Annotated in this window: 25 protein-coding genes and 1 other RNA gene; 12 read left to right on the plus strand and 14 right to left on the minus strand. The window is 62.9% G+C overall.

Annotated elements, in window-relative coordinates; all coding sequences use genetic code 11:
* Nucleotides 1-1,100 (minus strand): glycoside hydrolase family 3 N-terminal domain-containing protein (locus P8Y39_03490; protein ID MEJ2191399.1); only part of this gene is annotated, 1,100 nt, incomplete at its 3' end.
* Nucleotides 1,101-1,214: 114 nt separating this feature from the next.
* Between P8Y39_03490 and ftsY the strand changes: the two genes are divergently transcribed.
* From ftsY to P8Y39_03530, 8 genes are all read left to right on the plus strand, one after another.
* The gene (ftsY, locus tag P8Y39_03495; protein MEJ2191400.1) at nt 1,215-2,123 is read left to right on the plus strand and encodes a signal recognition particle-docking protein FtsY; all 909 of its coding nucleotides are present in this window, start codon (nt 1,215-1,217) and stop codon (nt 2,121-2,123) included.
* 89 nt (nt 2,124-2,212) lie between these two features.
* Nucleotides 2,213-2,707 (plus strand): 3-isopropylmalate dehydratase small subunit, encoded by a 495-nt coding sequence (locus P8Y39_03500; protein ID MEJ2191401.1) that lies wholly within the window; start codon nt 2,213-2,215, stop codon nt 2,705-2,707.
* Between the two features lie 7 nt (nt 2,708-2,714).
* Nucleotides 2,715-3,779 carry a 3-isopropylmalate dehydrogenase gene (locus tag P8Y39_03505; GenBank protein MEJ2191402.1) on the plus strand — a complete coding sequence of 355 codons (1,065 nt, stop codon included), beginning with the start codon at nt 2,715-2,717 and terminating at the stop codon, nt 3,777-3,779.
* Between the two features lie 61 nt (nt 3,780-3,840).
* Entirely contained in the window at nt 3,841-4,086 is a 246-nt protein-coding gene (rpsP, locus tag P8Y39_03510; GenBank protein ID MEJ2191403.1) for a 30S ribosomal protein S16, read from the plus strand.
* A 21-nt stretch (nt 4,087-4,107) separates the two neighbouring features.
* Nucleotides 4,108-4,338 (plus strand): KH domain-containing protein, encoded by a 231-nt coding sequence (locus tag P8Y39_03515; protein ID MEJ2191404.1) that lies wholly within the window; start codon nt 4,108-4,110, stop codon nt 4,336-4,338.
* A gap of 69 nt (nt 4,339-4,407) precedes the next feature.
* Nucleotides 4,408-5,148, plus strand: coding sequence for a tRNA (guanosine(37)-N1)-methyltransferase TrmD (gene trmD, locus P8Y39_03520; protein ID MEJ2191405.1), 741 nt, complete (start codon nt 4,408-4,410; stop codon nt 5,146-5,148).
* A complete protein-coding gene (gene rplS, locus P8Y39_03525; GenBank protein MEJ2191406.1) occupies nt 5,145-5,498 on the plus strand; it encodes a 50S ribosomal protein L19 in 354 nt (117 codons plus the stop codon). Before trmD ends, rplS begins: the two co-directional genes overlap by 4 nt.
* Before the next feature lie 3 nt (nt 5,499-5,501).
* On the plus strand, nt 5,502-6,113 hold the full coding sequence (locus tag P8Y39_03530; protein MEJ2191407.1) for a ribonuclease HII: 612 nt from the start codon (nt 5,502-5,504) through the stop codon (nt 6,111-6,113).
* A gap of 59 nt (nt 6,114-6,172) precedes the next feature.
* On the opposite strand, the gene P8Y39_03535 is transcribed toward P8Y39_03530, so the two are convergent.
* Genes P8Y39_03535 through dcd form a run of 6 tightly spaced genes read right to left on the minus strand, consistent with a single transcriptional unit; the run spans nt 6,173 to nt 12,758 of the window.
* Nucleotides 6,173-8,149: an ATP-binding protein gene (locus P8Y39_03535; protein ID MEJ2191408.1), complete on the minus strand. Its 1,977-nt coding sequence runs from the start codon at nt 8,147-8,149 to the stop codon at nt 6,173-6,175.
* Nucleotides 8,146-9,009: a phosphate/phosphite/phosphonate ABC transporter substrate-binding protein gene (locus tag P8Y39_03540; GenBank protein ID MEJ2191409.1), complete on the minus strand. Its 864-nt coding sequence runs from the start codon at nt 9,007-9,009 to the stop codon at nt 8,146-8,148. The genes P8Y39_03535 and P8Y39_03540 overlap by 4 nt, the downstream gene beginning before the upstream one ends.
* 17 nt (nt 9,010-9,026) lie before the next feature.
* Complete coding sequence (locus P8Y39_03545) at nt 9,027-9,974, minus strand: ABC transporter substrate binding protein (protein ID MEJ2191410.1); 948 nt, start codon at nt 9,972-9,974, stop codon at nt 9,027-9,029.
* 32 nt (nt 9,975-10,006) lie between these two features.
* Nucleotides 10,007-11,506 carry an anthranilate synthase component I family protein gene (locus P8Y39_03550; GenBank protein MEJ2191411.1) on the minus strand — a complete coding sequence of 500 codons (1,500 nt, stop codon included), beginning with the start codon at nt 11,504-11,506 and terminating at the stop codon, nt 10,007-10,009.
* Nucleotides 11,507-11,513: 7 nt separating this feature from the next.
* Nucleotides 11,514-12,233 carry an orotidine-5'-phosphate decarboxylase gene (pyrF, locus tag P8Y39_03555; GenBank protein ID MEJ2191412.1) on the minus strand — a complete coding sequence of 240 codons (720 nt, stop codon included), beginning with the start codon at nt 12,231-12,233 and terminating at the stop codon, nt 11,514-11,516.
* A gap of 3 nt (nt 12,234-12,236) precedes the next feature.
* Nucleotides 12,237-12,758, minus strand: a complete 522-nt coding sequence (gene dcd / locus P8Y39_03560) for a dCTP deaminase (GenBank protein MEJ2191413.1) — start codon at nt 12,756-12,758, stop codon at nt 12,237-12,239.
* Nucleotides 12,759-12,893: 135 nt separating this feature from the next.
* On the opposite strand from dcd, the gene ssrS reads away from it, so the two are divergent.
* The 3 genes from ssrS (at nt 12,894) to P8Y39_03575 (ending at nt 15,617) form a co-directional block, all read left to right on the plus strand.
* Nucleotides 12,894-13,079, plus strand: a non-coding RNA gene (gene ssrS, locus P8Y39_03565) — 6S RNA.
* Nucleotides 13,080-13,259: 180 nt separating this feature from the next.
* Nucleotides 13,260-14,819 carry a ribonuclease Y gene (gene rny, locus P8Y39_03570; GenBank protein MEJ2191414.1) on the plus strand — a complete coding sequence of 520 codons (1,560 nt, stop codon included), beginning with the start codon at nt 13,260-13,262 and terminating at the stop codon, nt 14,817-14,819.
* Nucleotides 14,820-14,840: 21 nt separating this feature from the next.
* The gene (locus P8Y39_03575; GenBank protein ID MEJ2191415.1) at nt 14,841-15,617 is read left to right on the plus strand and encodes a TIGR00282 family metallophosphoesterase; all 777 of its coding nucleotides are present in this window, start codon (nt 14,841-14,843) and stop codon (nt 15,615-15,617) included.
* 281 nt (nt 15,618-15,898) lie between these two features.
* On the opposite strand, the gene P8Y39_03580 is transcribed toward P8Y39_03575, so the two are convergent.
* Entirely contained in the window at nt 15,899-16,075 is a 177-nt protein-coding gene (locus P8Y39_03580) for a hypothetical protein (protein ID MEJ2191416.1), read from the minus strand.
* Nucleotides 16,076-16,236: 161 nt separating this feature from the next.
* On the opposite strand from P8Y39_03580, the gene P8Y39_03585 reads away from it, so the two are divergent.
* Nucleotides 16,237-16,707 carry a chemotaxis protein CheX gene (locus tag P8Y39_03585; protein ID MEJ2191417.1) on the plus strand — a complete coding sequence of 157 codons (471 nt, stop codon included), beginning with the start codon at nt 16,237-16,239 and terminating at the stop codon, nt 16,705-16,707.
* On the opposite strand, the gene P8Y39_03590 is transcribed toward P8Y39_03585, so the two are convergent.
* The 6 genes from P8Y39_03590 to P8Y39_03615 all read right to left on the minus strand — a co-directional run bounded on the left by P8Y39_03590 (nt 16,704) and on the right by P8Y39_03615 (nt 22,592).
* The gene (locus P8Y39_03590) at nt 16,704-18,308 is read right to left on the minus strand and encodes a L,D-transpeptidase family protein (protein ID MEJ2191418.1); all 1,605 of its coding nucleotides are present in this window, start codon (nt 18,306-18,308) and stop codon (nt 16,704-16,706) included. The genes P8Y39_03585 and P8Y39_03590 overlap by 4 nt on opposite strands.
* A gap of 33 nt (nt 18,309-18,341) precedes the next feature.
* Nucleotides 18,342-18,734, minus strand: a complete 393-nt coding sequence (locus P8Y39_03595) for a DUF302 domain-containing protein (protein MEJ2191419.1) — start codon at nt 18,732-18,734, stop codon at nt 18,342-18,344.
* Nucleotides 18,735-18,973: 239 nt separating this feature from the next.
* A complete protein-coding gene (acpS, locus tag P8Y39_03600; GenBank protein ID MEJ2191420.1) occupies nt 18,974-19,351 on the minus strand; it encodes a holo-ACP synthase in 378 nt (125 codons plus the stop codon).
* Nucleotides 19,348-20,058, minus strand: a complete 711-nt coding sequence (locus tag P8Y39_03605) for a pyridoxine 5'-phosphate synthase (GenBank protein MEJ2191421.1) — start codon at nt 20,056-20,058, stop codon at nt 19,348-19,350. The genes acpS and P8Y39_03605 overlap by 4 nt, the downstream gene beginning before the upstream one ends.
* Nucleotides 20,059-20,060: 2 nt before the next feature.
* Nucleotides 20,061-21,761 (minus strand): adenosylcobalamin-dependent ribonucleoside-diphosphate reductase, encoded by a 1,701-nt coding sequence (locus tag P8Y39_03610; protein MEJ2191422.1) that lies wholly within the window; start codon nt 21,759-21,761, stop codon nt 20,061-20,063.
* A gap of 54 nt (nt 21,762-21,815) precedes the next feature.
* Nucleotides 21,816-22,592: a glycosyltransferase family 2 protein gene (locus tag P8Y39_03615; protein ID MEJ2191423.1), complete on the minus strand. Its 777-nt coding sequence runs from the start codon at nt 22,590-22,592 to the stop codon at nt 21,816-21,818.
* Nucleotides 22,593-22,616: the final 24 nt, after the last annotated feature.

Below are 22,616 nucleotides of genomic sequence, written 5' to 3' on the forward strand. Positions count from 1 at the left end.
GAGAGGCTGCCTGACAGGCCGGCAAGCAGCTCATGGGCCGGGTTTTCGTCATCGTCGCTCAGGATTATGAGAAAGGGCTTTCTCAGTGCGGGAAGAGAACCTTCCACCCGTATGGCCTCCCGGGCCAGCCTCTCGGAGAGGGCGGGGTCGAAGGACGGCCTCTCCGCGGAGGGCGCCCGGGGGAGGTCCCGCCTGAAGCGGACGAGCCTGTCTCCTCGTGAAGGGGAGATTGCGGCCTCCGAGAGACTGTGGATGAGTGCCTCGGGGTCCCGTGGGTGAAGCAGGACGTCCACGCCGGCCCGGAGGGCCAGGAGGGCCGCTTCCCCTTCGCCGTACCCCCCCAGGCCGCCCATGTTCAGGGCATCGGTGACGATGAGGCCGGAAAAGCCCATGCTTTTTCGCAGGTAGTCCACCGCCCGCTGAGACAGGGTGCAGGGGGCCCCCGAGGGCTCGATGGCCGGGACCCCGAGATGGCCCGGCATGACCAGGTCCACGCCCGCCCGGACGGCCTCCCGGAAGGGGATAAGGTCGCAGGACTCAAGCTCGGAAAGGCTCTTTTGCACCGAGGGAAGCGTGATGTGGGAGTCGAGGCCGGTGGAGCCGTGCCCGGGGAAATGCTTGCCGCAGGAGCGGATGCCCACAGCCTTGAAGGACTGTATCATGAGCCGCCCCAGACGCGCCACCTCCCGGGGGTCGCTGCCGAAGGCCCGGGTGGCTATGATGGGGTTTCGGGGGTTTGTGTTGACGTCCAGGACCGGGGCCAAAATGGTGTTGATGCCCGCATAGGCCGCCTCGCGGGCCATCTGCTCGAAGGCCGCCCGCAGAAGGCCCTCCTTCGCCCGGGCCAGTGCCATGGCGGGGGGAAAGAGCGTTCCTCCCCGCACCTGCTGGCCCAGGCCCTGTTCGAGGTCGGAGGCCACGATGAGGGGGAGGGGGGCCTCGGCCTGAAGCCGTGCTATAGCCTCGCGCAGGTGTTGGACTTCTCCGCCGAAGACGATGAAGCCCGCAACACCCCGGCGGACCAGGCGAAGATAATCCTCAAAGCGGTCCTCGATGTGGTCGCCTTCGAGGCGGGGGACGAGGAAGCGGGCGGCGTGCATCGTGTATTATAGTAGATTGTACCCAGCCTCTGGAGACGCGGAGCCTTGTGCTCCGTGCGGAGCCGGGGAAGACCTGGATTTCCCCAAGAACCTGACCCTGAGGAGAAGCCGCAGATGAAGTTCTTTGATCGACTGAAAGAAGGGCTCACCAAGTCCCGGCAGGGCTTTACGGACCGCATAGGGACCATCTTCGCCGGGGGAACGATAGACGAGGAGACCCTGGAGGAGCTGGAGGAGACCCTGATAAGCTCGGATTTCGGCGTAAGCGCCTCGATGGAGATCGTGGAGCACCTGAGGGAGAAGCAGGGAGAGGTCCAGGGGAAGGGCTCCGTCATGTCCTTCATCAAGAAGGAGATGGCCGCCCTCCTGGGAAAGTCCCAGCCCCTGGTGGCCTTCGGGGAGCCGCCTTTCGTCATCCTCACCCTGGGCGTAAACGGCGTGGGCAAGACCACCACCATAGGCAAGCTCGCCCACCGGTTCGTCGGCGAGGGCAACGCGGTCGTCCTGGCCGCGGCCGATACTTTCAGGGCGGCGGCCATCGAGCAACTGGAGATATGGGCCGAGCGCTCCGGCTCGGACATCATCAAGCACCAGAGCGGGTCCGACCCCGCGGCGGTGGCCTTCGATGCCGTGGAGGCGGCCAAGCACAGGGGGACGGACGTGGTCATCATAGATACGGCCGGACGGCTCCATACCAAAACACCCCTCATGGAGGAGCTGAGAAAGGTCAAGCGCGTCGTGGAGCGGGCCATGCCCGACGCGCCCCAGGAAGTGCTCCTGGTCCTGGATGCCACCACGGGCCAGAACGCCCTTTCCCAGGCCCGCATGTTCAACGATGCCGTGGGGGTGACGGGCATCGCCCTGACCAAACTGGACGGCACGGCCAAGGGGGGCATCATCTTTGCCATAAAACGCGAGCTGGGCATCCCCGTGCGGCTCATCGGCGTGGGCGAGGGCCTGGAGGACCTGAGGGACTTCCATCCCGGGGAGTTCATGGATGCGCTTTTCGGGGAGGTCTCCTGATTTACTGTTCTCCGGTGAAAATCGTATAATATTTTCTTTTTTGACGACACCGGGGAGGTACCCGCTCCGCGGAGGAAGGAGGCCGCCTGATGAAGATAAAGGGAAGGGTCTGGGTGTTCGGCGACGACGTGGACACCGACGCCATCATTCCGGCGAGGTATCTCAACACGTCGGACCCCGGGGAGCTGGCCTCCCACGTGATGGAGGACGCCGACCCGGCCTTCCCGGGCAAGGTGAAGCCGGGGGACATCATCGTGGCCGGGAAGAACTTCGGATGCGGCTCCTCACGGGAGCACGCGCCCATAGCCATCAAGGCCGCGGGCGTTCAGGCCGTGGTGGCCCTGAGCTTCGCCCGGATATTCTACAGAAACGCCTTCAATATCGGGCTTCCCATATTTGAGTCGCCCCAGGCCGACGAGAAGGTGAAGGAGGGGGACGAGCTGGAGATAGACGCCGACCATGGCGTCATCAGGAACCTCACCCGGGGAACGGAGTTTCCGGCAGAGCCCATACCGGATTTCATGCAGGAGCTCATCCGGGCGGGCGGGCTGGTGCAATGGACGAAGCAGAAAATAAAGTGGTAGGAGAGAGATGAAATCGTATCGCATCGCGGTTATCCCCGGGGACGGGACCGGGCCGGAGGTGGTGGCCGAAGGGATGAAGGTCCTCCTGTCGGCCTCCCGGAGGTTCGGCTTCTCCCTGGAGACCGAGGAGTTCGATTTCGGTGGAGAACGGTACCTGCGCACGGGGGAGGTCCTGCCGGAGACGGCGGTGCGTGACCTTCGGAATTTTCAAGCAATCTATCTGGGGGCCATCGGCCACCCGGAGGTCAAGCCGGGCCTCCTGGAGAAGGGCATCCTCCTCAGGCTGCGGTTCGAGCTGGACCAGTACGTCAATCTCCGGCCGGTGAAGCTCTACCCGGGCGTGGACTGTCCACTGAAGGACAAGGGGCCCAGGGACATTGACTTGGTGGTGGTCCGGGAGAACACCGAGGGCCTGTACGCGGGGGCGGGGGGCTTCCTGAAGAAGGGCACGCCCGACGAGGTGGCCGTCCAGGAGTCCATCAACACGCGCAAGGGCGTGGAGCGGTGCGTCCGCTTCGCCTTCGAGTACGCCCGGAAGCGCAACAGGGAAAAGAAGCTCACCCTGTGCGGGAAGACCAACGTCCTCACCTATGCCTTCGACCTCTGGGAAAGGACGTTCTACGAAGTGGCCCGGGAATACGACGACGTGAAGGCCGACTATGCCCACGTCGACGCCATCACCATGTGGCTCGTGAAGAACCCCGAGTGGTTCGACGTCATCGTGACCGACAACATGTTCGGCGACATCATCACGGACCTGGGCGCCATGATACAGGGCGGCATGGGTATCGCCGCCGGCGGCAACATCAACCCCGAGGGCGTTTCGATGTTCGAGCCCATCGGGGGCTCCGCGCCCAAGTACAGGGGACAGAACAAGATAAACCCCCTGGCCGCCATATGCGCCGCGGGCATGATGCTTGAGTACCTGGGGGAGGCCGAGGCGGCACGGGCGGTTGAAGAGGCCGTCATGACAGTGACCGGGAAGCACCTGAAGGGTCTGGCCGCGGGGAAAATGGGCATGGGCACCAGGGAAGTGGGAGACCTGGTGGCCGCGCATGTGGGCGGAAAGTAGCCTTTACTTTGGCAATCTGCTTATATTATAATCGTTTCTCTGAGAAACCGGAGGTGAGGATTTGGTAAAGATTCGGCTCTACCGCTTCGGCGCGAAGAACAGGCCGTACTACAGATTGGTCGTGTCCGATTCCCGGACGCGGCGGGACGGCCCTTTTATCGAGATTCTAGGCACGTACAACCCTCTGAGGGACCCGGCCGAGATTCAGGTTGACACGGAGAAGGCCAAGTCTTGGCTCCAGAAGGGTGCCCAACCGACTGACACTGCCAGGAGGCTCCTGAAGAAAGCTGGTCTTGAAGCGGCATAAATTCTCACGGAGGAGGTCGCGATGAAGGCTTTGGTGGAAGCCATGGCGAAAGCTCTTGTGGATAATCCCGAAGACGTGAATGTGTCGGAAGTGGACGGTGAGAAGACCACGGTCTTTGAGTTGAGGGTCTCCGAAAGCGACCTGGGGAAGGTCATCGGCAAGCAGGGCAAGACGGCCCGGGCGATGAGGACCATCCTGAGCGCCGCAGGCACCAAGCTCGGAAAGCGCTGCGTTCTGGAAATCCTCGAGTAGCGGACTTTCCGTTAACAATAGGCCAGTGCGCAAGGGGCTCCCACGGAGCCCCTCCTTTTTGGCGGGCCCGTGAAACTTTTTTCCGTCATAACCATATTTCCCCGCGTCTTTGACGCCTACCTGAGCGAAAGCCTTATAGGGAAGGCCCGCGAGAAGGGCCTCGTCGGAGTCGATGTCCTGGACCTCCGGGACTTCACGGCCGACAGGCACCGGACGGTGGACGACTCCCCCTACGGCGGCGGGCCCGGCATGGTGCTGAAGCCCGAGCCCCTGGCGCGGGCCGTCCAGCATGTGAAGGCCGACGGGGTGGAAACCCTGACCATCCTGCTTACTCCCCAGGGAGCGCGCTTTGACCAGGGTGCGGCGGAGCGTTTTGCCCGGGAAGAGCGGAGGCTCCTCTTTCTGTGCGGCAGGTACGAGGGCATGGACGAGCGGGTGCGGGAGAGCCTGGTGGACGAGGAGATCTCCATAGGAGATTATGTTTTAAGTGGCGGGGAGTTAGCTGCTTTGGTTATAATAGACGCTGCCTCAAGGCTGGTGCCGGGAGTGGTGGGTGACGAGGTGTCCCTTGAGGACGAGTCCTTCTCATGGGGCATCCTGGACTATCCCCATTACACGCGCCCGCCCGAGTGGCGCGGAATGCGGGTGCCCGAGGTGCTCTTGAGCGGCAACCACGGGGAGATCGCGCGCTACCGGAGAAAGGAGGCCCTGAGGAGGACGCTCGAGAGAAGGCCGGACCTTCTCTCCCGGGTGGAGCTTACGGACGAAGACAGGAAACTCATTTCGGAGATAAAGGAGGAGCGGTCATGAACTTCATAACCGCCGTGGAAGAGGGTTTCAAAAGAGAGGTCCCCGACTTCGCCATCGGCGATACCGTCCGGGTGTTCAGCAAGGTTGTCGAAGGCGACAAGGAGCGCTTGCAGCCCTTCGAGGGGGTCGTCATCGCCCGCAAGGGCGGCGGGACGAGGGAGACCTTCATGGTGCGAAAGGTCTCCTTCGGCGTGGGCGTGGAGAAGATTTTCCCGGTCCACTCCCCCACCATCGACAGGGTCCAGGTCCTCAGGAAAGGCAAGGTGAGGCGGGCCAAGCTCTACTACCTGAGGGGGAAGAAGGGAAAGGCCGCCAAGATCAAGGAGAAGGAACAGCGCCAGCGGGCCTGAGGGGTGGGCCTCTACGGGCACGATGCCGCCTTCCGCACGTCCGGGACGCGGGTGCTGGCCGGAGTGGACGAGGCCGGCCGTGGCCCCATAGCGGGGCCGGTCGTGGCTGGAGCCGTGGTGCTGCCCGAGGGGGCGCGGATACGGGGATTGCGCGACTCGAAGCTCGTCCCCGAGGGCGAGCGCGAAGACCTCTATCTCAGAATAATGGCCAGGGCCCTCCATGTGGGGGTTGGCGTGGCCGACGTGCAGGCCATAGACCGGTACAACATCCTCGGGGCCACCAGAAAGGCCATGCAGGAGGCTGTCCATGACCTGGGCGTTGTTCCGGACCTCCTTCTGATTGACGCCGTGGAGCTCCCGGCGCTGCCCGTCAGGCAGGTCCCCATCGTCAAAGGGGACGGCAAGAGTGCTTCGATTGCCGCCGCGTCCGTCGTTGCCAAGGTGGTGCGCGACGGCCTCATGCGCCGGTATCACGAGATGTACCCGGAGTACGGGTTCGACCGCCACAAGGGGTACTGCACCCGGGAGCACATCGAGAAGGTGCGGGCCCTGGGCCCCTGCCCCTTGCACAGGAAGGGCTTCGAGGGCGTGATGACTCTGACTCTGCCTTTCTGAGGCGCGGCGCCTTGCCGCCTCTTGTTTCCCGGTGCTTCCCCTGCGGCGCTTTCGGCGGCTCAGGTGGAGGTGGTGTCGGGCGGTGGGGCCTCCACGGGCAGGACGATGGTAAAGGCGCTTCCCTTGCTCTCTTCGCTTTCGACCTCGATGCGGCCCCCGTGGCTCTGGACAATCTTGTAGCTTATGGAAAGCCCGATGCCGGTGCCTTTTTCCTTCTTCGTGCTGAAGAAGGGGTCGAAGATGCGTGAGCGGATGCCGGGGGGAATTCCCACCCCCGTGTCGGAGACCTTCACGTAGACGTGGGTCGGGTCGCTCCACGTGGAGATGCCCAGCACGCCGTGCTTTTCCATGGCGAAAATGGCGTTGTTGGTGAGGTTGATGAGGACCTGCTTGAGCTGGTTCTTGTCCCCCTTGATGGGGACGGCGGCCTGATAGTCCTGGCAGACGTCGATATGGTTGTCCCTTATCTGGATATGGACGAGCTCGATGACGTCCTTGAGCACGCGATTTATGTCCAGCTCTTCCATGGTCAGGGAGCGTTTCCGGGCAAACTCCAGAAGCTGCCGGACGATTTCCCGCGCCCGCAGAGACTCGCGCTCGATGACGTCGATGTCCCGGAGGACGCCCTGGAAGTCCTTTTCCTCCTTGATGAGCTCCGCATATCCCAGCACGCTCGTCAGGGGGTTGTTGAGCTCATGGGCGACGTTGCTGGCCAGCTCCCCGATGGCCACGAGCTTCGAGGCCTGGATGAGCTGCTCCTGGGCGTCCTGAAGCTCCTGCATCTGCCGGCGCAGGTCGTCGTAGAGCCTGGCGTTTTCCATGGCGACGGAGAGGTTGTTCGTCAGGATGGCCAGGGGGCGGATGTCCTCCTCCGTGAAGGGGCCGCTTTGCTTGTTGGCCACTCTGATGGCGCCCACGAGCTCTTCCTTCTGCCGTACCCAGACCAGCATGAGGTTTTTTACTTCGAGGTCTCTTTCCGTCTCCCAGAGCGGCGAGAAGGAAAGCCTTTCATTGAAGATGCAGGCCCGCTTGCCTTCGGGCTCGCAGAGGGTTTCGACGGCCTCCTCGGGGTACCGCAGGCGGCCGACCTCCTCCGGGGTGAGCCCCACGGCCTGCTCCACGTGGACGAACTCCCCGGCGTCCCGGATGAGGAGGCCGCATTGCTCGGCGCCCACGAGGTCGGCGACCCCGTGGGCGAGCTCGCGGTACAGGTCCTTCTCGTTGGTGAGGGAGTGAAAGGCGAGCGTGAGGCTGTAGAGGTTTGACAGGTTGTGCAGGTGGCGGAGGATCTTCTTGTTGCTTTCGCCGAGGGAAAGGCTCATCTCGTTGAAGGCGGTGGCAAGCTCCCCGAACTCGTCCTTGCTCTCAAGCGGGGTGGTGTAGCCCAGGTCGCCGGCCTTGATGCGGCGGGTGGCGCCGACCAGTTCGTTGATGGGCCCGGTGACCCCCCGGGTCACGGAGACGGCTATGACCAGGGCAAGGACGAAGGACAGGGCAAGGGTAAATATGAGGATGAACCGCGAGTTCTGTATCTCCTTCATGGAACGGAACGTCTTGTCGCTGAGCTTCTGGCCCGCCTTGAGGGTCATTTCCTGGGCCTGGTTCAGGAGGCTGTCTCCCAGGCCTATGGCCACCAGCCGCAGGCGCTCTATCCGCTCCGGGTTCGCCGAGGTGGTGATGAGATAGCTCAGGGCGTCCTCGTACTGCTCCATCAGGTCCACCATGCCCGTGAGCTCCCGCGTTATCTGCGGGTTATGATGGCACTGGAGGCATTTTTTCGCCGAGCCGTCCAGCTCGATGACGTTGTCCACGATGACGTCCAGCTCCGGGCCGAAGGCCGTCCCGAAGGAATACAGGTGGCTCTGGACGGTCTGGGCCCTGATGACCAGGTCCTGGCGGACGATTTCCACGCGGTGAAGGTTTATGACCGTCTGCAGGTCCGAGGTGGTCTTGTAAAGGGAGAGCATGGTTATGCCGGCCCCTGCGGTAAACAGGAAGAAGAGAATGAGGAATGAAAGAATGATCTTCTTTCTCATTCGTAGGTGAAGTGTTTGATGTCGATTCCCGCCTTCTCGGCCAGCCGGCGCACGGGCTGGAAATCCTCCTCCCGGGCGGGCACGAACTTCACCGCGCCCATCTGCTTGAGCACCTTCCGCCCTTCCTCGTCCTCGTGCATGGAGAGAAGGACCTCCGTCAGGCGCAAGATGAACTCCTCGGGCAGGTCGGCCCTCACGCAGAGCGTGTTGTCCGGCAGTTCGCCGGAGCGCGCCAGGACCCGTATCTGGCTCTTTACGACGGGGTCGTCCTTCATGATTTTCTCAAGGATTCTCCCCTTGACGGCCCCGACGTCGGCCCGTCCGGCCAGAACGGAGTAAACCACGGTGTCATGGCTGCCGGTGAAATAGTGCTCGCTGAAGAACGTGTCGATGTCCGGGGCCCCGCGGGACTTGAGGTACGCCACGGCAAAGAGGTACCCCGTGGCCGTGACCTTGTCGACGAAGGCGGCCCTCTTGCCGGCCATGTCCTCTACCGTGGATATGCCGCTGTCGGCGCGGACGAATATGTAGCTCTGCGCCGTGCTCTTGCCGTCGGGGTTGACGGGCCGCGCGATGGGCACCACGCCCAGCTCCTCTTCGGCCAGGGCCGCCGTCAGGATGCCGAAGAAAGCCCCGTCCATGCCCCGGGAGACGAACCTGTCGACGATATGGTGGTATCGGCTGAGAACCGTCAACCTGACCGGGACGTCCAGCTTCTTGGAAAGGTAGGTCGCAAGAGGACGGTGCTGCTTGACCTGCTTGAAGATGTTCTGCTCCGGTATGAGCCCGATGAGAAACTCGTCATCGGCCCCTCCCCCGACGGGCAGCAGGAGCAGGGCCGTGAGGAGGGCCAAAACCATGCATATCCGCACGCCCTTCAATATATGATCCTCGTCGCTTCGGTTACGACGTCCATGGGTATCCTGATTCCAAGCTCCCGGGCCTTCGCGAGGTTGAAGACGAGCTCCACTTCGGACGCGCAGGAGGGTGGAATATCCTCCAGGGGGACGCCTTTCAGGAGGCGCAGGAGTTTTCGCGCCGCCTCGCGTCCGTGCTCCTCGGGGTTCGGGGAGAGGACGTAGGTGGCGAAGAGAGCCGGGTCGTAGACGAGGGAAGCCGACGGTATCTTCTTTGTCTCCGCCATGCGGAGCACCTCGGAGTAGACGCCGCTCATGAAGGCCGATGACGTGATGAACAGGGCGCTCACGTCCGCCTGTGAGATGGCGTCCCCGACATCCCCCTGCCGGCGCACGCGGAGAGGGTCGAGCCGGAAACCGTACTTTTTCGACAGCTCCGCTATGTCATCGAACTGCTTCCGGGAATCCTCGTCCAGGGTGTAGTACAGGACGCCCAGGCTCTTGACGCCCTGGATGGACTCCCGTATGTACCTGAGGAGGGCGGCGATGGAAGGCCGGGAGCACACGCCCGTGGCCTCGTCCCTCGGGATATTGCGGGCCACGCTGTCGTAAACGCCGGCATAGATGACGGGGATGCCGGAGTTTTCCCTGAGGGCCGCAGCGGTGGCGGCGCCTCCATAGGTGACGATGGCGTCCACTTCCGCGGCGATGAGCTTCCGGGAGGCGTTGCTCCAGGCCACGGGGTCCGGATGGGGCCGCTGCACGATATAACGGACCCTGTCGCCGAACCCCTGGCTCCGCACGTATTTCTGCAAGGCCTTCTGGGCCTGCTCGTCAAAGGGCCTGTCCCGTGTGAGGATGACGCCCACCGTCTCTGCGCGGCACGGCGTGTAGAGAGCACCCAGCAGAAGGACGAGCGCCATGATGACGCCGGACACGGGGCCGCTCAACCGGGATACCCGGGGCATCCCGCTCCTATGGAAGAGGGGGAAACGCAAGGCTACCTATTATAGGGCATTTCCACTTCCACGGCCTCCCGTCCCGCCCGCTTGAGGGTCTTGATGAGGGCCTCGGCCTTGTTGAGCGATTCCACGTACTCCCTTTCGGGGTCGGAATCGGCAACGATGCCAGCCCCCGCCTGAACGTAGGCCATGCCGTCCTTGATGGTGAAGGTGCGGATGATGATGTTGAGGTCCATGCTTCCGGAGAACCCCAGGTATCCCAGCGACCCCGTATAGGGGCCGCGGCGGAAGGCCTCCAGTTCGTCGATTATCTCCATGCACCGCACCTTGGGCACCCCCGTGATGGTGCCTCCGGGGAAGGCCGCCCTTAGCGCCTCCGGAAGAGGCGTGGCCTCGCGGAGGCGGCCCCGCACGTTGGAGACGATGTGGATGACATGGGAGTACTCCTCCGTCGTCATCAGCTCGTCCACCTCCACGGTCGCGTAGCGGCACACCCTGCCCAGGTCGTTCCGCTCGAGGTCTATGAGCATGATGTGCTCGGCCCGCTCCTTTTCGTTCAGCAGAAGCTCGGCCCTCATGGCGGTGTCCTCTCGCCGGTTTTTCCCCCGGGGGCGCGTGCCCGCGATGGGGCGGGTCTCCACGAGGTCGCCGTGGACCTTGAGGAGCCTCTCGGGAGAGGAGCTGACGACCTGATAGCCGCCCATGTCCATGAAGGCGGCGAAGGGGGAGGGGTTTATCTGCCGGAGGACGAGATAGAGGTTCCAGGGGCTCTGGTCTCCCACCTCCGCGGAGACCCTGAGGGAGAGGTTGGCCTGGAAGATGTCGCCCGCCCTGATGTACTCGATGGTCCGCCGCACCATGGCGAGGTAGCGCTCACGGCTCGTGTCGTGGCGGATGGCGGTCTCGCGTGCCGCCCTGTGCAAAGGCTCCACGGGCGCCGGGCGGAGGGTCTCGCGCACCCGGTGCAGGGTCTCTTCCGCCTCGTCATACCACAGGGAGGCGTCGTCTTGCGGGTCGCGGGCCCCGGGGGCCATGACCGCCCAGGCCCTCTTGGACCTGTGGTCCCAGGCGAGGAGGCGGTCCACGAGAAGGAAATGGGCGTCCGGCACCCGCAGGTCGTCCTCCGTGGTGGCGGGGACGTCCTCGAGATAATGAACGAAGTCGTAACCGAGCATCCCGGCAAGCCCGCCCTGAAAGGGGGGCAGGGCGGGGTCGGGCCTCTGGCGGTGCAGGTGCAGAAGGCGGGTCAAGGTGGCAAGGGGGTGCTCCCGGAAGAGGGTCTCCCGCCCACCCAGGCGGAGGCGGGAGACGCCATCCTTGACCGTGAGCTCTCCGAAGGGGGCAAACCCGGCGAAAGAGTACCGGGCTATCCTGTGCGGTCCTTTTACGCTTTCCAGCAGAAAGCTCCCCGGCCCGCCCACCGAGGGGTAAACGGAGGCGGGCGAGCTGTAGGGGATGTCCAGGGCAAGCGCCGGTACGGGCCCCTTGTGCGCGGCCTGGATGAATTCTTTCTTGCTCAGGGAGAGCCGGGCGGGCATGTTACCGTCACCGCGCCGTGAGGATCTCCACCGTGATGAGGTCCAGGGCCTTCAGGGAGTCGGTGTCGTGCAGGATGGAGCGGCCCATGACCAGGTAGTCCGCTCCCTCGCGGACGGCCTGCCGGGGCGTCATGGTCCGCTTCTGGTCGTCCGGGGGGCTCCAGGAAGGGCGGATGCCGGGGGTGACGATGAGGAAATCCTCTCCGCAGTGCTTTCGTATCATGGCGATTTCCTGGCCCGAGGCGATGACCCCGTCCAATCCCGCACTCCGGGCGAGGACGGCGAGGTTCTTCACATGCGTCCTCAGGCTGTGCTGCACACCCAGCTCCTCCTTGAGCATGGCGCTGTCCAGGCTGGTCAGCACGGTAACGCCCAGGATTTTCGGACGCTTGAGGTTCTCTTTGATGCAGAGCTCTTCCACGGCCTCCCGCGAGCGGCGCATGGCCTCGGAACCGGCCGACGCATGCACATTGAACATGTGCACGCCCAGGCGGGCGGCCGCCAGGGCCGCTTGGGAGACGGTGTTGGGGATGTCGTGGAACTTGAGGTCGAGAAAGACTTTTTTCCCCCGGCCCTGGATGTCCCGCACAACGGAAGGCCCGGCCGAGCAGAAAAGCTCGAGGCCCACCTTGAAGATGTCTATCCGTTCACTGAAGGTGTCGACCACCTCCAGGGCTCGGGCGGGGTCGTTGACGTCCAGGGCGAGGATGATCCTCTCTGCGCTCACGCCTCACGTCCTCGGCGGAGTTATGTCCCGCTGGGCCTGATATTTGCCCGAGCGGTCCCCGTAGGAGACGGCACAGACCTCCTCGGCCCCCAGGAACACCAGTTGGGCGATTCCCTCGCCGGCATGGAGCCGGGAGGGGAGGGGAGAGGTATTGGATACGGAGATGGTCACGTAGCCCTCCCACTCCGGCTCAAGGGGAGTCACGTTGACCAGGACCCCGCAGCGGGCGTAGGTGGACTTGCCGAAACACAGGACAAGGACGTCCCGGGGTATCCGGAAATATTCCAGCGACCGGGCCAGGACGAAGGAGTTGGCCGGGACGACGCAAGCCTCCTCGGTGACATGCGTGAAGTGCGCGGACTGGAAGTCCTTGGGGTCCATGATTCCCCCCGAGGGGGGCGGGCTGAAGACCCTGAACTCGTTGGCAAGCCTCATGTCGTAGCCGTAGGAGCTGAGCCCGGAGGATATCGTCCCGGGGCGCTTCGGGCCCTCGTCGAAGGGCTCGATCATGCCCCGGGCCGCCATTTTCCTTATCCACGAGTCGCTTTTGGGCATTGGAAAGGTTACCACAGGGCAGCGGAATCTCACAAGAGCGCCGCCATTTTCTCGTTGCTCTTGACAGGGGATTTCAGTACAATATGAGTAACTAAGGGCTGGCAAGGTTGCCTGCCCTGCTCGTGAAAGAGGAGAAAATTTGTTCCATCTACTTGAATCTTTAGGGAGCTGCTGTAGGGGGTACGGTGTGCATGTCTTCCCTCCGGGAAGAAAGCCTGAAGTCTCCTTCGGGGCACCCACCTGTAGGAAAGCGGGTTCAAGTTTATCCCTTCACGGCAGGGCGGGCGTTCTTAAAAGGGTTCAATGGCCGTATCATCGCGAGACATATGCATATAGTTGCGGCGGAGAGGCCCAACGGCGCTCTCCGGCTTGTTCTGTAAACCCGCCATATACCCTTTCCCGGGCACTATCGTCTAGTTCCCGCCCTGTCCCTGTCCGCCCTTAGACGTTCTTTGCAGGAGGGACAGCCCAATGGAGGCGAAATATTTCGTGTTCGCCATCGGCTTCGGACTTCTGTTCGGGGCCATTCTGGTCGTGGCGTATTCTTTCTACCTGAAGGCGAAGTGGGGCGACCTGGAGAAGCGCAAAGAGGGCATCGTCAAGGACGCCGAGCGGTCGGCCGAAGCCATCAGGAAGGAGGCCACCATCGAGGCCAAGGACATCGTCTACCAGGCGAAGTCCGAGGCGGAGACGGACCTCAGGGAGCGGCGCAACGAGCTCGCCCAGCTCGAGAAGCGGCTGAGGAACAGGGAAGAGGCCCTGGAGAAGAAGCTCGAACAGACGGAGAGGAAGGACGGCGAGCTCGCCAAGCGCGAGAAGGAGTACGACCTCAGGGAAAAAAGCCTTCAGGAGAAAGAGGGACGGTACAGCCGGCTCGTGCAGGAGCAGGCGGCCGTCCTTGAGAGGCTTTCCGGCCTGGGCAAGGAGGAGGCGCGCCAGGAGCTTTTCAGGCGGGTGGAGGAGGAGGCCCGCTTCGAGGCTGCCAAGCTGGCCAAGAGGATAGAGGAAGAGTCACGGGAGGCGGCCGAGAAGAAGGCAAAGGAAATCATCAGCGTCTGCATCCAACGCTATGCCAGCGAGCACGTGGCCGACTCCTCGGTCTCCACGGTGAGCCTGCCCAGCGACGAGCTCAAGGGCCGCATAATCGGCAGGGAGGGGCGGAACATCAGGGCCCTGGAGGCGGCCACCGGGGTGGACCTCATTGTGGACGACACCCCCGAGGTCGTGACCCTCTCGGCCTTCGACCCGGTCAGGCGCGAGGTCGCCCGCATTTCCCTCCAGAAGCTCGTCTCCGACGGGCGCATTCACCCCGCGCGGATAGAGGAAGTGGTGGATAAGGCCCGCAAGGAGGTGGAGACCGCCATTCTGGAGGAGGGGGAGAGGGCCGCCTTCGACCTGGGACTCTCGGGGATTCACCCCGAGCTCATAAAGCTCCTCGGGAGGCTCAGGTACAGGTTCTCTTATGGGCAGAACGTCCTTCAGCACTCAAGGGAAGTAGCCTACCTGGCGGGGATGCTGGCGGCCGAGCTGGGGGTTGACGAGAAATTCGCCAAGCGGGCCGGGCTCCTGCATGACATCGGTAAGGCCGTGGACCACGAAATAGAAGGCTCCCACCATGAGATAGGCGGACGGTTGGCCAAGAGGTACGGCGAGAAGGATGCCGTTGTAAACGCCATCGAGGTGCATCACGGCGACGGGGAGGCCGCAAGCGTGGAGGCGGCCCTGGTGGCGGCGGCCGACGCCCTTTCGGCGGCGCGCCCCGGCGTGAGGCGGGAGAGCATAGAGAACTACATCAAGCGCCTGGAGAAGTTGGAGAAGATGGCCATGTCCTACGAGGGCGTGGAGAAGTGCTATGCCATCCAGGCCGGGCGGGAGCTGAGGCTCATCGTCAAGCCCGAGAGCGTGGCCGACGAGAGCGCCTGGACCATCGCCAGGGAGCTGTCCAAGCAGATAGAGCAGGAGATGACCTACCCCGGGCAGATAAAAGTGACCGTCATCAGGGAGTCCCGCTTTGTGGAGTTCGCCAAGTAACTCCCTTCTCCCGGGGCGGCCATGAGGGTCCTTTTCGTGGGCGACGTGGTGGGCAAGCCCGGCAGGGTGGCCATGAAGGCCCTTCTGCCCAGGCTCCGCGAGCGCTACAAGCTCGATATGGTGATGGTCAACGGCGAGAACGCCGCCGGGGGGTTCGGCCTGACCGCGAGCGTGGGGGATGAGCTCCTCAAAATGGCGGACGTTATCACCACCGGAAACCACGTCTGGGACAAGAAGGAAGCCCTCCAGTACCTGGACCGGGAGCCCCGCATCATCCGGCCCCTCAACTACCCTCCCCGCGCGCCCGGAAGCGGCGTATGCCTGCACGCGGCGGGCTCCGAGAAGGTGGCCGTCCTGAACGCCGAGGGCAGGGTCTTCATGCCCAACCTGGACTGTCCCTTCAGGGGGCTCGATGCCGCCCTGGAGGCGCTGCCCGAGGGCCTCTCGGCAATCATCGTGGATTTCCACGCGGAGGCCACCTCGGAGAAGATAGCCATGGGCTATTACCTGGACGGGCGGGTGACGGCGGTGGTGGGCACCCACACCCACGTGCAGACGGCTGACGAGAAGATTCTTCCCGGGGGGACCGCCTACGTGACGGACGTGGGCATGACCGGGCCCATCGAGTCCGTTATCGGGGTCGAGAAGGAGCAGATTCTGGAGCGCTTCCTCACGGGCATGCCCGTTCGATTCGAGGTGGCCAGGGGGGCTGTGCTGTTCTCGGCCGTGGTCATCGAGACGGAGCCGGGCTCCCTCAGTGCCCGGGCAATTCAGCGTCTACAGCTCACCTATCCGTAGTGCCGTGCGGCGGGGTCCCCCTGCAAGCACTCAGGGGGCGGGAAAACTCCGCCATCCCCCGGCTTGACCAGGGAATCCACAGGCCTTCCTGGATGCCGTTCTGGACCGGATTGCCGACCAAGGCGCTGCCCTGGAGGCATGTCCGACCTGTTTGGGAGCCGAAGAGGGAGCCTGTAAAAGGCCGTACTATCAATGACTTACTTTGCTCGAAGGGCAGGCCAAGGGAGAAGACCCACAAGGAGAGAAAGGGCTTCCCCCGGCAGGGGGGAAGCCCGGGTCTGTCAGCCTTGCGTTTCGAGCTTCGCTTGGAGGTTTTTCACTATGTCCTCTTCTCCCTTCAAAGGTGGCTTGAAAACATGGCTTTCCGTCTTATAAATCTCCTCCCGCAGGTCGGACATGTACACTTTGAGGACACGTTTGAGGACTTCCAGCTCGTCCTTGCTTAATTCGAGATTCATCCCCTCACCTCCTTTCTTATTAATGATGCTATAGTGAAAGGCGGAGCTTGTCAAGGCCGTGCGCAAGAGCCTTGTACGCGGAGGGCTCATGGATTTTTGTGAGCCCGCTCATTTGTATCGACCGGCAGGGCGTAATATAATGCAGACGTTTTGGACGCCGAATGATAGACATCGATTCCATATACGCAACATTGAGGGACACGACCAAGCACGTCCTGAAAACCATTGCCTTCGTGGATGCCCTGCCGGGGGAGATAGTCCCGTCGGACAAGAACACCCTGGTGGGGTACGTCAGCGGCAACGTGGGCCTGACCGGGGAGATGAAAATCTCCATTACCGTGAGCTTCAGCAAGGAGGCCATCACCCGCATCTACCACAACATGTTCCCCGATGAGCGGGCCCAGGTGACCGTCTTTCACATGGGAGACCTGGTGGGAGAGATAACGAACATGATAAGCGGAAACCTCCGCAATATCCTGGCCGGACTGGACATGCGGTTCGATGCCGGAATCCCCACCGTGGTCATCGGCTCCCAGCAGATATACCATCCCTCGGGCACCATATCGAAGGTCATCCCCTTCGAGATGCAGGGCGACACCATGTTTATCGAGGTCGGGATAAAGACCTTCTAACGCAGACCCAGGGCCCGGGCGAGGGGGGCATCCAGGGAGTAGATGTCGTCCCGGAAGTGAAGGGTTCCGTCCTCCTCTACCCAGGCGGTGAGATAGACTATGTAAACATCCAGAGGATGCTTTATCCGGAGCGTCCTCTGCTCGCCCCGGGCTATGGCCTCCTGCAACCGCACTTTGCCCCAGCCGTTGGAACCTCCGAGAAGGTGCCGAGCCAGGACGAGGGGCTTCTCCAGCCGGATGCAACTGTGGCTGAAGGTACGCACGCGCTCCTGGAAAAGCTCCCCCGAGGGCGTGTCATGCATATATACCCCGTAGGGGTTGGGGAGGATGAACTTGACCCTGCCCAGGGGGTTGGTGGGGCCGGGCCCCTGCACCAGCGTGTAGGGGAAGTTCTTCTCGGTCACGCTCTCCCAGTCCACCTTCCAGGGGTCGACGACCCGTGCCTCCTTGAGCGGGCCTTGCAGGACTTTCATGTCGAAGACCTTGAGATACCAGGGGTTTTCTCTCACTTTGGGAAGGATTTCCTCCAGGGCGATGCTCCGGGGGACGAACCACGAGGGGTTCAGGACGAGTTCGGTTATCCGGGCGTTCAGGACCGGCGTCTGGGCATAGAGCTTTCCGGTGACCACGCGCATCGTGGCCACCTTCCGGTTGTCCTCGACCAAGGTGAGGGTGAAGTCGGGAATGTTTACAAGGACGTAGCGCGGCCCTAGGCGGGGCAGCAGCCAGCGGAGGCGCTCGAGGGAGACGGCTATCTGAAGGATTCTGTCTTCCATGGGGACGTTGAGGGCTTGAAGGGTGGCCTCGTCAAGCAGACCCCTGGGGGGAAGGCCGTGGCGGCGCTGAAAGCCCTTGAGGGCCCGGACCAGGGCGTCGTCGAAGAGGTCGCCGCCGTCCGCGGACAACGGGAAACCATCAGTGAGGGCGAGGCGTTTCTTCAGAGCCGAGACGCCGGGCCCCCGCGCTCCCGGTTCAAGCCCCGGGGGAACCCGCGGCCAGCCGCCCTCCCGGGCGATGGCCCTGTACCGGGCCAGGGCTTTCCTCATGCCCTGGTAGCGGAAGTCCCACGGAGCAAGGGACTCCAGTGCCTTGCCCATCGACCCGGAGGCCAGGGCCCGCTCAAGAAGCGGAGCGTCGGACGCCTCCCTGTGCTCGTTTGTCCCTTCGGGTGGAGCGTGACCGTCTCGGAGGTCCCCGGCATATGTTATGAAGGCGTCGGTAAGAAGGATGTCCAGGGCGGCCAGGCTGTCCGGCTCAAAGGCGCCCGGGACAGAGAGGGCGTCCTGGAGGGCCTTCAGGTGGTAGAAGCGCGGAGCAAGGCCGTGGCTGGGCGAGGCCTTCAGAGAGGCAAGAAGCCGGCCCGCGGCCGGCAGGGGGCCCTGTGCGTCCGTCCAGGCCGGGGCGAAGCCCCTGGTGCGATAAAAGGCCGCCACCTCTTCGGCACGGTGAAGGGGAGGGGCGTCTTTAAGAACGAACAGGCCGGCGCTCCATCCTTCGATGAGGCGGGATACCTGCGCTTGTGCACCGGTCGGAGTCCCCGTTGCGAAAGCGGGCACGGCGAGAAAAGACCACAGAAGAAGACCGACGACAAGGGTCCGCATCCCTTATGGTAACAGGAAGGGAAAAGGGAAATCTCAGGACTGCACGCTGTCTATGACCTTCATGAGCAGCTTGCGGACCTCATGGGCCACATCGAGAAGCCTCCGGTTGGTCACGGCCTGCATGGAAGCCACCGGGTCGATGGCCGATATCTCCACCCTGCCTCCGGAGTGCTCCTGGACCACGACGTTGCAGGGAAGCATGGTGCCGATGTTTTCCTCCATCTGAAGGGCCTCATAGGCTAACCGGGGGTTACAGGCGCCCAGGATGCGGTACGGCCGGAAGTCCACGCCCAGTTTCTCCTTGAGAACCTTCCGCACGTCGATTTCCGTCATGATGCCGAACCCTTCCTTCTTCAGCTCCTCGCTTGCCCGGTTGACCGCTTCCTCGAAAGGCACCTCCACGATGGCGCTGAAATAGTAGCTCATAGAGTCTCCTTTCAGAATCCTGAATAAATTGTAGCAGGGCGGAGGCCAAATGGGAAGCATGGCATACAAAAGTGACGATAAATCAGCTAGTAATACCTACAATATGAACAAAAACTTTAAGTAAGGCGGCTCATGCATTCGGGCCGGTTGGCGACTCTGGGAAAGGAGACTGGTTCCCCGAGAAAGGAGACTGGTCTCCTGGGAGGGAAAGGGGACTGGTCCCGCAGGACTGGTCCTGCTCAGGCCAGTTTTTCGAGGACCACGGTGGCCACGGCGTAGGTGCGCTCGTGGGAGAGGGAGAGGTGGGTGCGGACGATGCCCTTTTCATCGAAGAGTATCTGGAGCTTCTTGCTCACCTTGAAGACGGGTTTGCCCTTCGGGTCGTTGGTGACCTCGACGTCCCTGAGGGAGATGGGCGCTTCGGTGGAGAGAGCCTTCACCAGGGCCTCTTTTGCCGCGAAGCGTCCGGCGTAATGGGGGTGGGGGTCGCGGTGGCGCCGGCAGTGCTCCAACTCGTCCTCGGTGAAGACCCGCTCAAGAAACTTCTCGCCCAGGTCGGCCACCGACCGCCTGATCCTGTCGACCTCGATGATGTCCACGCCCACTCCGTGTATCATCGTGATATGAGCTCCTTCATCTCCCGGACGGCCCGCTCGAGGCCTACGAGGACCGCCCGGGAGATAATGCTGTGGCCGATGTACAGGGCGCGTAGCTGCCCGGAGCGGGCCAGGGGGACGACGTTGGCGTAGGTGAGGCCGTGGCCCGCATTGGCCTGGAGGCCGAGGGCCCGGGCATAGCGGAGGGAGGAGAGGACCTGAAAGAGCTTCTCGTCCCGCTCGGTTCCGCGGGCGCCCGCGTAAAGGCCGGTGTGTATTTCCACCATGTCGGCGCCGGAGGCTAGGGAGGCGTCTATGTCGGCCCTCTCGGGATTGATAAAGAGGCTCACGGGTATGCCGGCGCCGTGGAGCCTGCGGACGGTCTCGGTCACCTTCCCGGCGTTGCGGAGGACGTCCAGGCCTCCTTCGGTGGTCAGCTCCTGGCGCTTCTCCGGCACCAGGGTGCAGAGGTCGGGTTTTGTGCCGGAGGCGATCTTGGCCATCTCCTCCGTGGCCGCCATTTCGAGGTTGAGCTCCAGGGGCACGGTCTCCCGCAAAAGGCGGAGGTCCCGGTCCGAGATGTGCCGCCGGTCCTCCCTCAGGTGCACCGTGATGCCGTCGGCCCCGCCCAGCATGGCCAGGGGCGCGGCGTGCAGGGGGTCCGGCTCCAGGCCCTTGCGGGCCTCCCTCAAGGTGGCGACGTGGTCGATATTGACCCCGAGGAGCATGCTCAGTCCGTATCCATCATGCGGATGAGGGTTCCCCGCTTCTCGGTGCCGTAGCGGAAGACGGTTATTCCTTTGCACCCCAGGTCGTAGGCCAGCAGATAGGCCCGCTTGACGTCCTCGACGGTGGCATCCCCGGGAACGTTGACTGTCTTGCTCACGGCGTTGTCGGTGTATTTCTGGAAGGCCGCCTGCATGCGGATGTGGTCTTCCGGGGAAATCTCGTGCGCCGTGACGAAGATTTCCCTGACGTCCTCTGGCACCCCGGGGACTTCTCCGAGGGTCTCGGCCTCGGCCACCTTTTTCTTGAGGCTCTCGGAGTAGAAGCCCCGCTCCCTGGCAATGCGGAAAAAATGCTTGTTCGCCTCGTAAAGGACGGTGTCCAGGACGTAGCGCTTGTAGGCGATGGCGAAGAGGGGCTCGATGCTGCTCGAGCAGTCCGCTATGGTCGACAGGGTGCCGGTGGGGGCTATGGTGGTGACGGTGGCGTTGCGCATCTTCGGGCCGTCGGGCCGGTCATAGACGGAGCCCGTGAAGTTCGGGAAGACGCCGCGGGTCTCGGCCAGCTCGGAGGAGGCGCCGTGGGAGACCTCCTTGATGAACTTCATGACCTCCTCGGCAAGCTCGAAGGCCGGAGGGCTGTCGTAGCGCATGCCCAGAAGAACGAGCATGTCGGCCCAGCCCATCACGCCCAGGCCGATCTTCCTGTTGCCCTTGTGCATGGCCTCGATTTCGGCGATGGGATACCTGTTGGCGTCGATGGCATCGTCGAGGAAACGCACGCCGGTGCGGACGGCATCCCGCAGGGCGTCCCACTGGATGTCGCCCTTCTGGACGCACTTGGAGAGGTCGATGGAGCCCAGGACGCAGGCCTCGTTGGGCAGGAGGGGCTGCTCCCCGCAGGGGTTCGTGCTCTCTATCCTGCCCACCTGCGGGGTCGGGTTGGCCTCGTTGATTCTGTCGAGGAAGACCATTCCGGGGTCGCCGGTCATCCAGGCGCTCTTGACGAGCTCGTCGAAGACCTCCCGGGCCCGCACCCGCTTCTCCGTCCTTCCGGAGCGGGGATTGACAAGGCCGTACTCCTCGTCTTTCTTGACGGCCTCGATGAAGGCGTCGGTGGCGGCCACGGAGATGTTGAAGTTCGTCAGCTCGTGCTCGTCGCGCTTCAGGGTGATGAAGTCCATGATATCGGGGTGGTCCACTCTGAGAATGCCCATGTTGGCGCCCCTGCGGGCGCCTCCCTGCTTGATGACGTCGGTGGCGGTGTTGTAGATCTTCATGAAGGAGACCGGGCCGCTGGCAATGCCGCCCGTGGAGCGGACCACGTCGTGCCGGGGGCGGAGGTGCGAGAAGCTGAACCCCGTTCCCCCGCCGCTCTGAAGAATCATGGCGGCGTTCCTCAGTGTGCCGAAGATGCTCTCCATGGAATCCTCCACGGGCAGGACGAAACATGCCGCGAGCTGCCCGAGCCTCTTGCCGGCGTTCATGAGGGTGGGGGAGTTGGGCAGAAAGCACAGGGAACTCATGAGGCCGTGGAACTTTCGCGCCCACTCCTCGGTGTCCCCGTCGTTGAGGGCCTCGGAGGAGGCGACGGCCCGGGCCACCCGCCAGAACATCTCGTCGGGTGTTTCCGTGACCTCGCCCTTCTCGTTCTTGATGAGATACCGGGCCTGGAGGGTTTTCAGAGCATTTTCAGAGAGTTCCATGGAAAAAATTATATCAGAAACAAGGAGATTAGAAAAACGAAAAAGCGAAAGGGGTCATCTGAACGTCCTTTCGCTGTCCCGGTCGGGCTCTCTCACGCCGAGCTGCAGCTCAAGGATGGATATCTGCTGGGCCATGACGTAAAGGAACCTCTGGAAGCTTACGAAAAAGCCGGCCCAGCCGTAAACGAAGCCGGGTTTGAAAAGAAAACGCATTACAAACTTGCCGAAACCGGATAGCACTTTCAGTCCGCTGAACCTCCTGCCGTCGGCGTACAGGACTTCGCCCTCTATGCGTGCAAGCCTCATGCTCCGTATCAGCCACTTGACCATGTCCATGGCCATATAGTGTTTGAGGGGAGAGGCCATCCTGCCGACCTTGCCATTGATGTCCTTTTTCTGATGAAACTGTCCCCTGTAATGAACGTGCTCGGGACGGAAGACCCTGACGACGCTTTCCTTCCAGCTTCCCTTGTCGAACCATCTGCCCAGGGCATAATTTATCCGGGGTATGCGGAAGGCTATGGACTCGCCGGGGTCTTTTGTTTTTTCCCGTATCTCCCTGCCCAGCTCCGGCGAGGCCTCTTCGTCGGCGTCTATGATGAAAACCCACGGGTTCTTCGCCTGCGCAATCGCGTACTGGAACTGTTTGCCGGTGGAACCCGGCCAGGGCCTGACGATTACCCTTGCCCCGAGGTCCCGGGCGAGTTCAGCGGTGCGGTCCGTGCTTTCGGCATCCACGACCACCATCTCGTCCGCCCACTGCACGCTCCTCAGGCAGCGTTCTATGTTCTTTTCTTCGTTAAGAGTAATCGTTACGGCGGATATCTTCATGATGCAACGTAGTATAAATGAACA

Source organism: Nitrospirota bacterium, from assembly GCA_037386965.1.
Lineage (GTDB): Bacteria > Nitrospirota > Thermodesulfovibrionia > Thermodesulfovibrionales > JdFR-86 > JARRLN01.

Excerpts from the sequence above, each read along its gene's own strand:
- ftsY (MEJ2191400.1), top strand. The coding sequence starts at position 1,215 with ATGAAGTTCTTTGATCGACTGAAAGAAGGGCTCACCAAGTCCCGGCAG.
- P8Y39_03500 (MEJ2191401.1), top strand. The coding sequence starts at position 2,213 with ATGAAGATAAAGGGAAGGGTCTGGGTGTTCGGCGACGACGTGGACACC.
- P8Y39_03505 (MEJ2191402.1), top strand. The coding sequence starts at position 2,715 with ATGAAATCGTATCGCATCGCGGTTATCCCCGGGGACGGGACCGGGCCG.
- P8Y39_03515 (MEJ2191404.1), top strand. The coding sequence starts at position 4,108 with ATGAAGGCTTTGGTGGAAGCCATGGCGAAAGCTCTTGTGGATAATCCC.
- rplS (MEJ2191406.1), top strand. The coding sequence starts at position 5,145 with ATGAACTTCATAACCGCCGTGGAAGAGGGTTTCAAAAGAGAGGTCCCC.
- P8Y39_03535 (MEJ2191408.1), bottom strand. The coding sequence starts at position 8,149 with ATGAGAAAGAAGATCATTCTTTCATTCCTCATTCTCTTCTTCCTGTTT.
- P8Y39_03540 (MEJ2191409.1), bottom strand. The coding sequence starts at position 9,009 with ATGGTTTTGGCCCTCCTCACGGCCCTGCTCCTGCTGCCCGTCGGGGGA.
- P8Y39_03545 (MEJ2191410.1), bottom strand. The coding sequence starts at position 9,974 with ATGCCCCGGGTATCCCGGTTGAGCGGCCCCGTGTCCGGCGTCATCATG.
- P8Y39_03550 (MEJ2191411.1), bottom strand. The coding sequence starts at position 11,506 with ATGCCCGCCCGGCTCTCCCTGAGCAAGAAAGAATTCATCCAGGCCGCG.
- dcd (MEJ2191413.1), bottom strand. The coding sequence starts at position 12,758 with ATGGCGGCCCGGGGCATGATCGAGCCCTTCGACGAGGGCCCGAAGCGC.
- rny (MEJ2191414.1), top strand. The coding sequence starts at position 13,260 with ATGGAGGCGAAATATTTCGTGTTCGCCATCGGCTTCGGACTTCTGTTC.
- P8Y39_03575 (MEJ2191415.1), top strand. The coding sequence starts at position 14,841 with ATGAGGGTCCTTTTCGTGGGCGACGTGGTGGGCAAGCCCGGCAGGGTG.
- P8Y39_03580 (MEJ2191416.1), bottom strand. The coding sequence starts at position 16,075 with ATGAATCTCGAATTAAGCAAGGACGAGCTGGAAGTCCTCAAACGTGTC.
- P8Y39_03585 (MEJ2191417.1), top strand. The coding sequence starts at position 16,237 with ATGATAGACATCGATTCCATATACGCAACATTGAGGGACACGACCAAG.
- P8Y39_03590 (MEJ2191418.1), bottom strand. The coding sequence starts at position 18,308 with ATGCGGACCCTTGTCGTCGGTCTTCTTCTGTGGTCTTTTCTCGCCGTG.
- P8Y39_03595 (MEJ2191419.1), bottom strand. The coding sequence starts at position 18,734 with ATGAGCTACTATTTCAGCGCCATCGTGGAGGTGCCTTTCGAGGAAGCG.
- acpS (MEJ2191420.1), bottom strand. The coding sequence starts at position 19,351 with ATGATACACGGAGTGGGCGTGGACATCATCGAGGTCGACAGGATCAGG.
- P8Y39_03605 (MEJ2191421.1), bottom strand. The coding sequence starts at position 20,058 with ATGCTCCTCGGGGTCAATATCGACCACGTCGCCACCTTGAGGGAGGCC.
- P8Y39_03610 (MEJ2191422.1), bottom strand. The coding sequence starts at position 21,761 with ATGGAACTCTCTGAAAATGCTCTGAAAACCCTCCAGGCCCGGTATCTC.
- P8Y39_03615 (MEJ2191423.1), bottom strand. The coding sequence starts at position 22,592 with ATGAAGATATCCGCCGTAACGATTACTCTTAACGAAGAAAAGAACATA.